We start from the raw sequence: 7,834 nt of genomic DNA on the forward strand, positions 1-7,834 counted from the left end.
GCGTTTGCCCCCTCCCTGACCCTCCCCCGCTGCGCAGGGGAGGGGAATGGCGCCGGGAAAGGGCCGCGTTTCACAAATAGATCGCCGCGCCCGCCCCCGTGTTGACGGTGGCGTCCTTCAGCGTGTCCACGATGAACTGCACCTCGTCGGCGGTGACCTTGTGGTGCAGCGGCAGGGCCAGCACGCGGTCGACCGTCTTCTGGCAGACCGGGCATTCGGCCCGGCTGGCGCCGCGCTCCTGGTAATATTGCTGGGTGTAGAGCGCCTGCCCGTAGTCCGACGCCTCGACGTCGTGCGTCGCCAGATCCTCCAGCACCGCCTTGCGCCCCGACGCGGTGAAGCGGGTGCCGAGGTGGACGGCGTAGACCATCGGGTGCACGTCGTCGGCGCCCGGCCCCTTGTAGGGCGGCTTGATGCCCTCGAAGCTGGCCATGGCCGCCTCGTAGAAGCCGACCACCTCCCGGCGCTTCGCCAGGATCTCCGGCAGGCGCTTCAACTGGACGAGGCCGAGCGCGGCGGTGATGTTGCTCATCCCCGCCTGGAAGGGGATGGTGCGGGTGATGACCACCGTGTTGCGGTGCTCCGCCTCGCGCCGGCGCAGGTAGCGGAACTGGTGGGCGAGATTGCGGTCGTCGGTGACGATCATCCCGCCTTCGCCGGTCACCAGCACGCCGGGTTCGGAAAAGTCGAAGACCGCGCAGTCGCCGAAGCTGCCGACCAGCTTCCCCTTGTAGGAGGAGCCGATGGCCTCGGTCGAATCCTCGATCAGGATCAGCCCCTTGTCGGCGGCGAGCGCGCGCAGCTCGTCCCAATGGGCGGGGTGGCCGTTGACGTTGCCGGCGAGGATGGCCTTGGTGCGCGGCGTGATCCTGGCCTCGGCCTTCGCCGGGTTGATGGTGTGCTGCCAGTAGTCGATGTCGACGAAGACCGGCTCCGCGCCGGCCAGCGCGATGGCGTGCTGCACCTGATGCCAGCCGAAGGGGGAGCAGAGCACCTCGTCCCCCGGCCCGATGCCGTAGGCCTTGAGCACCATCAGCGTGGCGAGGGTGCCGCTGGACACCGCGACCGCGTGGGCGCGGCCGAGCCAGGCGGCGAAGGCGCTTTCGAACCCCTCCGTCATCCGCCCGTCGCCGAGGCTGCCGGAGGTGAGGATGCGGCTGACGACCGCGACCTCCGCTTCCGAAATGTCCGGGTCGATCAGCGGGATGTAGTCGCCAAGCTCCGCGTCGTCCGCGACGGCATCGTCTTCGGGCTTTGTCATTCCGCGATCCTCATTCAGTCGTCCTCGTCCCGTTGCGCGATCACCACGCCGGTCGCCGTTTCCGGCTTGTTGGTGATGAGCCAGCAATGGTTGGTGCCGTCCACGAGGTAGAGGTTGAAGCCGGGCTCCTCCCGGAAGGCGTCCTCCGCCATCACCGCGGCGTGCGCCCCGGTGACGTTGGACAGGTCCGTGTTCGCCTCGCGAACGGCGCGGACCACGGCGTCGAGCCGGGTGCCCTCCGCGAAGAGGCGGCCGGCCAGGGCGGCGATGGCGTCGATCCGTTCCGGGGACAGGGCCATGGCCGTCACTCCGCGCCGCGCTTCTTGGCTTCGACGGTGATGGGCAGGCGGGTGTCCGCGGGCATCTCCGGCAGGTCGAGCGTCCAACCGTTGGCGACCTTGACCCAGCCGCCCCACAGGCCCGGCTTCTCCATCTCGGTGATGGGCTCCTCCAGGTCCTTCTTGGCGACGTAGATCGTGTATTGCTCACCGGCCTTGCGCACCATCACCTTCATGTCACTCTCCAGTCGTCGTTCGTTTTGGGCACTCGCGGGTGTCAGGCCGCCATCCGCGCGTAGAGCGCGGGGAACTCGTTGAGGACCGATTCCACCTCCTCCGCCGTGGTGCAGCGGCTGAGGGAGAAGCGCAGGCTGGCCGCCGCCTCCGCCGGGGTCAGGCCCATGGCGGTCAGGACATGGCTCGGCTCGTTGCCGCCGGACGCGCAGGCCGACCCCATGGAGACGGCGATGCCGGCGCGGTCGAGCCGCATCAGCAGCTCCTCCGCGTCCAGCGGGCGGCCCTGCGGGTCGGCGAAGCGGATGTTGCTGGTGTTGGACAGCCGGGCCGCCCCCTCGCCGTTGACCCGGCTGCCCGGCCAGGCGGCGAGAACGCCGCGCTCCAGCCGGTCGCGCAGGATCGCCATGCCGCCGGCCTCCGCCACGCTGGCGGCGGCGCGGCCGGCGGCGGCGCCGAAGCCGACGATGGCCGGCACATTCTCCGTCCCGCCGCGGCGGTGGCGCTCCTGATGGCCGTGGATCAGCGGGGCGAAGGGCACGCCCTTGCGGATGAAGAGGGCGCCGATGCCCTTCGGCCCGTGCATCTTGTGGGCGGACAGGGTCAGCAGGTCGGCGTTCACCGCGTCGACCTTGATCGGCAGCCGCCCGGCGGCCTGCACCGCGTCGGTGTGGAACAGGGCGCCGCGCGCCTGGGCGATGTCGGCGGCGGCGCCGACCGGCTGGATCGCCCCGGTCTCGTTGTTCGCCCACATGACGGAGACCAGCGCCGTTTCCGCCGTCACCGCGTCGCGCAGGTCGGAGAGCGCGATGGTGCCGGTGCCGTCCACCGGCAGGATGGTGACCCGCCAGCCTTGCCGTTCCAGGTCCCCGGCCAGCATCAGCGTGGAAGGGTGCTCGATCGCCGTGGTGACGAGGTGACGGCGCACCGGACGCTCCGCGGCGACGGCCCGCAGCGTGCCGAGCAGGGCCGTGTGGTTGGCCTCCGTCGCGCTGGCGGTGAAGAGGATGTCCGCCGCCTTCGCGCCGACCAGCGCCGCCACCTGGGCGCGCGCCTCGCCCACCGCCCGCTTGGCGGCCATGCCGGCGGCGTGCGGGCTGGAGGGGTTGCCGAACTCCCCGGACAGGTGCGGCAGCATCGCCTCCCGCACCTCGGGCGCCAGCGGGGTCGTCGCGTTGTTGTCGAGATAGATCATGGGTCCATCGCAGGCCGTGGCACGGAAGGGGTGGTCAGTCCATCACGCCGGGGACGCCGCGGCGGCGGCCGTCGGCGGGCATGATCTCCTCCTCCAGGCAGCCGACGACGACGCCGGCCGGGAACTCCACCAGATAGACGGGGATCTGCGTGCCCTCGGCGTGGCCGATGCGCACGATGGTGCCGGGCGTGCCCTTCGGAGCCAGAAGGGCGCCGTCCTCGGCGTTGGGGTGGCTGCCGTCGTTGTGGAGGTCCACCGCGGCGGTGACCATCAGGCCCCAGTCGTAGAGCGGTTCGCGGGGCGGGATGAAGCCGGGCTTCTTCGCTTCGGTGACGGCGTCGCTCATCGCGTGCTCCTTGGGCAGGGCGGTCATTGCGGGTCGTTGCAGCGGGCGTCGACCAGTTCGAGTTCCTTGGCGCGCATGCCGACGATGATGCGCTTCTCGTAAAAATCGACGCCGTAGATGTAATACATCTGCAGGTAGGTGCCGATGGACTTCACATAGCCGATGTCCCCGGTGCGGATGAGGAAGTCGCCCATCGGGCGCCCGGGATAGGTGCCGTCGTTGCGCACGTCGCGAAGGGCGCGGACCTTCTGGCCCTCCTCGAAGGCGGGGCGGTCTTCCAGCTCGATCGGCTCGTTCGGATCGCGGGCGCGCTCGCGCATTCGGTGCTCCTTGGTGCGGGGGCGTCAGTCGGGGATCAGGTCGCCGGTGGCGGGCAGTCCGGCGCGGCGCTTCTGCGCCACGGTGCGGACGTCGTCCACTGGGTCCTCGGTCAGCGGGGCGAGGTCTTCGGGCGGCAGGCGGCTGGCGACGACGAAGCGCACGCACCAGTCGGCGTCGCGGATCAGAGCAGCCAGCTTTTCCGGCGGCAGGCGCCGGGCGACGACCATGCGCACGCGGGCGCTGTCGTCCCAGGCCATGCTCATCAGCCACTCCAGCCCGATGCGGTTGGCGACCTCCAGCCGGATTTCCGGGTCCTCGTCGTGCATCATCGCCGGCAGCATGCCTTCGGGCACACGGCGGGCGACGCGCAGGCGCACGGAATAGTCTGGGTCGCGCATCAGCGGCGAGAGGTCGGCGTCCTCCAGCCGGGAGGCGACGGCGATGCGCACCTCGCGGTCGGGGTCGCCGCGCATCTTCAGCAGCAGGCGGCGGGGCAGACGGCGGGCGACGGCGGCGCGCACCGTCTCGTCCGGGTCGTCCATCAGCCGCGGCACGATGAAGATCGGCGCGAAGCGGGCGGCGTTGGCGCGGACCTCGAAATAGGGATGGTCGAGATGCTCGCTGGCCAGATCGTCGTTCCATTGGAAGAAGCGCTGGATGCGCTTGGCGTAGCGGTCCTGCACGCAGGCGCGCAGCGGTTCGCAGCGCCCCTCGGCCAGACGGTCGCGGCAGGCGCAGCCATCGCAGTCGACGGGGTTGCCCAGCCAGTCCAGCGCCTTGTCGATGTCGTCGCTCATGCGTCGTCCTCCGGGCCGGCTTCGTATCGGTCGGCGGCGGCGAGCAGGCGGGTGGTTCCGAAGCGGTCCTTCGGGTCCAGGTCCCGGACCTTGTTCAGGGCCTCGCGCCCTTCGGGCAGACGGCCCAGGCGCAGATGCAGGTAGCCGACCGCGGTCAGGGCGAACAGGAACAGGCGCGGGGCCGGCTCCAGACCCGCGAAGTCCGCGTGATCATTGCCGACCATGCGCCAGTCGGCGTGGTTCAGGCCGATGGCGGCCATTGCGTGGCCGAGCATCCGCTCGCCGTAGAGCAGGGCGGTGTCCAGGTTCGCCTTGTAGAAGTGGAACTTGTAATGGCCGAGATCGACCAGCCGGTGCCCCGGCGCCAGATCGGCGGCGCGGGCGAGGTAACGCTGCGCCGCCTCGGCGTCGGCGTGGCTGGCGGCGGCGAGATGCAGGAACCGCTCCGCCTCGGGCGGCAGGTCGCCGCCGTAGTAACGGCGGTTGAGCCAGCCTTCATCCACCTCGTCCAGCATGGCGGTGCGCTCCATGGACACCCTCTCCCGTGATGGGGCGGGAGAGGGGTTTCGGGCGATCAGGCCGGGACGCAGCAGTCGGCCGGGCAGACCGAGGCGCACTGCGGGCTGGAGAACTGGCCCTTGCACTCGGTGCACAGGTCCGCGTTGATGGCGTAGGCGCCCTTCTTGAAGCTGATGGCGTTGTTCGGGCACTCGGCCTCGCAGGCGCCGCAGGCGGTGCAGTCGGAAGCCTTGATCTTGTAAGCCATGACACTCTCCTTGCAGGTGGGGCGGCTGTTGCGGTGGGCCGCCGGGTAAATCCGTGGGTTCTGGTCGGTCTCTTGGGTATCAGGCGCGCAGGGCGGTGAAAGCGCCGGTGCGGATCACCGCGTCCTGCCCCTCGCGCGCGTTGATCGCACCTTGGCCGAGGCGCTCGGCGTAGTCCTTGAAGTAGGTCAATGCCGACTCCTCGATGTATTCGAAGGCGAAGCGGTCAACCGGCTCGATGCCCGCGTCCTTGAGGCTCGTCGAGGGGCAGCCGCCGATCTTGGCGACGAAGACCGCGGTGCAGTCGTTGATCGCCGACAGCACGCCGCCGAGCGCGTCCTCGTCGCCCGAACCGCCTTCGCAATACTGGTCCACACGGCGGTGGCCGACGAACTTGGCGCCCTTCGGGCCGACCTCGTAGATCTGGAATTCCTTGGCGTGGCCGAAATGCTCGTTGATGCGCTCCCCACCCTTGGTGGCGACGGCGATCAGGATCGGCTGCACGGCGGTGCCGACCGTCTCGGCAACGTCGGCCTGCGCGGCGGCCTTGGCGGCGTGGCGCCCGGCGCGCTCGCCCTCGACATGCTCGCGATAGGTGCGGGCGGCCTCCTGGTCGTACTCCACCTCGCCCATCGCCTCGATCCGGTCGATGGTGAATTCGGAACCGCGGTCCTCGCCCAGCAGGCCGACCGCGTCGGCGCGGCACTGGCGGCAGTGGCGCATCAGCTTGGCCCCGCCCTCGCACTGGTCCTGCACGACCTTCAGCTCCTGCGCGGTCGGGCCGCGCTGCCCGGTCAGGCCGAAATGCGTGCCGTGCGCCGGGTCGGAGATCAGCGGCATGATGTTGTGCAGGAAGGCGCCGCGCGACTTCACGGCCTTGTTCACGTCCATCAGGTGCTCGTCGTTGATCCCCGGGATCATGACGGAGTTCACCTTCACCAGGATGCCGCGCGACGTCAGCATCTCCAGCCCGAGCATCTGCCGCTCGTGCAGGATCTTGGCGGCGTCCAGGCCGGTCCAGCGCTTGTGGTCGTGGAAGATCCAGGGGTAGATGTGCTGCCCGACCTCGGGATCGACCATGTTGATGGTGATCGTGACGTGGTCGATGTTGTAGTTCGCGATGGTGTCCACATGGTCGGGCAGGGCCAGACCGTTGGTGGACAGACACAGCTTGAGGTCCGGCGCCTTCTTCGCCAGCATCTCGAAGGTCTTGAAGGTGTTCTTGCCGCCCGCCGCCAGGCTGTCGCCGGGGCCGGCGATGCCGATGACGGAGAGCTGCGGGATTTCCTTGGCCACCGCCATGATCTTGCGGAGCGCCTGATCGGGGGTCAGCTTCTCGGAGACCACGCCCGGCCGGCTCTCGTTCGAGCAGTCGTATTTACGGTTGCAGTAGTTGCACTGGATGTTGCAGGCCGGCGCCACGGCGACGTGCATGCGGGCGAAGTAGTGATGCGCCTCCTCGGAGTAGCAGGGGTGGTTCTTCACCTTCTCCCACACCTCCGGCGCCATGTCGGCGGGGCCGTCCGACGACCCGCAGGAGGAGGAGGCGCAGCCGGAGGCGGCGGCAGGCGGCGCCTCGGCGGCGGCTTTCAGCTCACCCACGCCCAGGATGCTGTCGAGCGAAATAACGTTGGCCATCGTCCACTCCCTTCCCAGCCGCGCCGTTGGCGCCCTTGGTCGGGTCGTTAAAAGCAAGTTCGGGGCCAACCTGGTGAATTGTTGAATTTCAAAGGGTTGGGCGGTTGTGTCTGGCCTGTGGGGCATGTCGGCAATCCGACAAAGGCGGACAAAGCCAAACAATGGCCGACAAAGACGCCGCCTGTCGGGGACCCGACATGGGGGCGGCAATCGTGTCTGAAGTCCCCTCTCTACTCCGGGGAGAGGGTTAAGAAGGCCGACTGCGTTGCCCTATGATAGGGGCTGTCACGCGCTCCCGACCTGGAAGGTCAGGACATGGTCCTCGTCCGGCCGCAAGGGTTCCCCCCCAAAACCGATCAGCCCGCTGCCGGTCAGCTTCGTCGAATCGCGGCGCAGCAGCAGGGAGGGGGAGTCGCCCGTGCGGATGAAGGTGCCGTTGGTCGAATGGTCGGTCAGCAAGAAGCCGCCGCGGCTGAAATCGATCACCGCGTGCTGGCGCGAGGTTCGGCGCGACGGGACGCGCAGGCCGCAGCTTTCGTCGCGCCCCACAGTGACGCGCGGCAGCAGCGGGGTCAGCGTCGTGTCGGCGCCGCGTCCGGACAGGCGCAGGGATGGCAGGCCGCGCCCGTTGCCGGGGATCGATGTGGTGAAGGCGACGGTGGCGTTGTCCTCGGCCTCCGGCGCGGCATCGCCGTCGCGGATCTGGTGGACGCGGACCGGGGCCGCCTTTCCCTTCACCGCGACGCTGTTCAGAAGGCGGGTCCGCTTCCGCAGGGGCGGGGAGAGGCGGTCGACCAGATCGTCGGTCACCCGGGCCCCCCCCTGGGGGGGGGTGGATGTCACCCGCGCGGCGCGGGTCTCCGGCTTCGCCACGGGGGGATCCCGGTTCCGGGTTCACCGGGCTGACACGCGTACCGCGCGGAGGCGGCTGTCGAACACCGCCCCCCCCTCCCCATAACGGAGGATGCCGCCGGGCGGGCCCCGTCGTCAGCGGGGAGCG

The 7,834-nt window shown here is 69.7% G+C and carries 11 protein-coding genes; all 11 read right to left on the minus strand.

Going from position 1 to position 7,834, the window contains the following annotated elements; genetic code table 11:
• Positions 1 to 70: 70 nt before the first annotated feature.
• A complete protein-coding gene (locus GBZ26_RS24350; protein WP_174441061.1) occupies positions 71 to 1,261 on the minus strand; it encodes a DegT/DnrJ/EryC1/StrS family aminotransferase in 1,191 nt (396 codons plus the stop codon).
• A gap of 14 nt (positions 1,262 to 1,275) precedes the next feature.
• A complete protein-coding gene (locus GBZ26_RS24355) occupies positions 1,276 to 1,560 on the minus strand; it encodes a hypothetical protein (protein WP_174441062.1) in 285 nt (94 codons plus the stop codon).
• A 5-nt stretch (positions 1,561 to 1,565) separates the two neighbouring features.
• Positions 1,566 to 1,775, minus strand: coding sequence for a putative nitrogen fixation protein NifT (gene nifT, locus GBZ26_RS24360; protein ID WP_035672252.1), 210 nt, complete (start codon positions 1,773 to 1,775; stop codon positions 1,566 to 1,568).
• 41 nt (positions 1,776 to 1,816) lie between these two features.
• Positions 1,817 to 2,968, minus strand: a complete 1,152-nt coding sequence (locus tag GBZ26_RS24365; RefSeq protein WP_174441063.1) for a cysteine desulfurase family protein — start codon at positions 2,966 to 2,968, stop codon at positions 1,817 to 1,819.
• Positions 2,969 to 3,002: 34 nt separating this feature from the next.
• Positions 3,003 to 3,314: a nitrogen fixation protein NifZ gene (locus GBZ26_RS24370; protein WP_174441064.1), complete on the minus strand. Its 312-nt coding sequence runs from the start codon at positions 3,312 to 3,314 to the stop codon at positions 3,003 to 3,005.
• Between the two features lie 23 nt (positions 3,315 to 3,337).
• Positions 3,338 to 3,634 (minus strand): nitrogen fixation protein NifZ, encoded by a 297-nt coding sequence (locus GBZ26_RS24375; RefSeq protein WP_094307455.1) that lies wholly within the window; start codon positions 3,632 to 3,634, stop codon positions 3,338 to 3,340.
• Positions 3,635 to 3,658: 24 nt separating this feature from the next.
• Positions 3,659 to 4,432 (minus strand): 4Fe4S-binding leucine-rich repeat protein, encoded by a 774-nt coding sequence (locus GBZ26_RS24380; RefSeq protein ID WP_174441065.1) that lies wholly within the window; start codon positions 4,430 to 4,432, stop codon positions 3,659 to 3,661.
• A complete protein-coding gene (locus GBZ26_RS24385) occupies positions 4,429 to 4,962 on the minus strand; it encodes a hypothetical protein (RefSeq protein ID WP_174441066.1) in 534 nt (177 codons plus the stop codon). The genes GBZ26_RS24380 and GBZ26_RS24385 overlap by 4 nt, the downstream gene beginning before the upstream one ends.
• Positions 4,963 to 5,006: 44 nt before the next feature.
• The gene (locus tag GBZ26_RS24390; protein WP_014239802.1) at positions 5,007 to 5,198 is read right to left on the minus strand and encodes a 4Fe-4S binding protein; all 192 of its coding nucleotides are present in this window, start codon (positions 5,196 to 5,198) and stop codon (positions 5,007 to 5,009) included.
• A gap of 79 nt (positions 5,199 to 5,277) precedes the next feature.
• Positions 5,278 to 6,834: a nitrogenase cofactor biosynthesis protein NifB gene (gene nifB, locus GBZ26_RS24395; protein WP_174441067.1), complete on the minus strand. Its 1,557-nt coding sequence runs from the start codon at positions 6,832 to 6,834 to the stop codon at positions 5,278 to 5,280.
• Positions 6,835 to 7,119: 285 nt separating this feature from the next.
• Entirely contained in the window at positions 7,120 to 7,644 is a 525-nt protein-coding gene (locus tag GBZ26_RS30910) for an FHA domain-containing protein (RefSeq protein WP_345772066.1), read from the minus strand.
• Between the last annotated feature and the right edge of the window lie 190 nt (positions 7,645 to 7,834).

It is taken from the genome of Azospirillum formosense, assembly GCF_013340925.1.
Taxonomy (GTDB): Bacteria; Pseudomonadota; Alphaproteobacteria; order Azospirillales; family Azospirillaceae; genus Azospirillum; species Azospirillum formosense.

Excerpts from the sequence above, each read along its gene's own strand:
- GBZ26_RS24350 (WP_174441061.1), bottom strand. The coding sequence starts at position 1,261 with ATGACAAAGCCCGAAGACGATGCCGTCGCGGACGACGCGGAGCTTGGC.
- GBZ26_RS24355 (WP_174441062.1), bottom strand. The coding sequence starts at position 1,560 with ATGGCCCTGTCCCCGGAACGGATCGACGCCATCGCCGCCCTGGCCGGC.
- nifT (WP_035672252.1), bottom strand. The coding sequence starts at position 1,775 with ATGAAGGTGATGGTGCGCAAGGCCGGTGAGCAATACACGATCTACGTC.
- GBZ26_RS24365 (WP_174441063.1), bottom strand. The coding sequence starts at position 2,968 with ATGATCTATCTCGACAACAACGCGACGACCCCGCTGGCGCCCGAGGTG.
- GBZ26_RS24370 (WP_174441064.1), bottom strand. The coding sequence starts at position 3,314 with ATGAGCGACGCCGTCACCGAAGCGAAGAAGCCCGGCTTCATCCCGCCC.
- GBZ26_RS24375 (WP_094307455.1), bottom strand. The coding sequence starts at position 3,634 with ATGCGCGAGCGCGCCCGCGATCCGAACGAGCCGATCGAGCTGGAAGAC.
- GBZ26_RS24380 (WP_174441065.1), bottom strand. The coding sequence starts at position 4,432 with ATGAGCGACGACATCGACAAGGCGCTGGACTGGCTGGGCAACCCCGTC.
- GBZ26_RS24385 (WP_174441066.1), bottom strand. The coding sequence starts at position 4,962 with ATGGAGCGCACCGCCATGCTGGACGAGGTGGATGAAGGCTGGCTCAAC.
- GBZ26_RS24390 (WP_014239802.1), bottom strand. The coding sequence starts at position 5,198 with ATGGCTTACAAGATCAAGGCTTCCGACTGCACCGCCTGCGGCGCCTGC.
- nifB (WP_174441067.1), bottom strand. The coding sequence starts at position 6,834 with ATGGCCAACGTTATTTCGCTCGACAGCATCCTGGGCGTGGGTGAGCTG.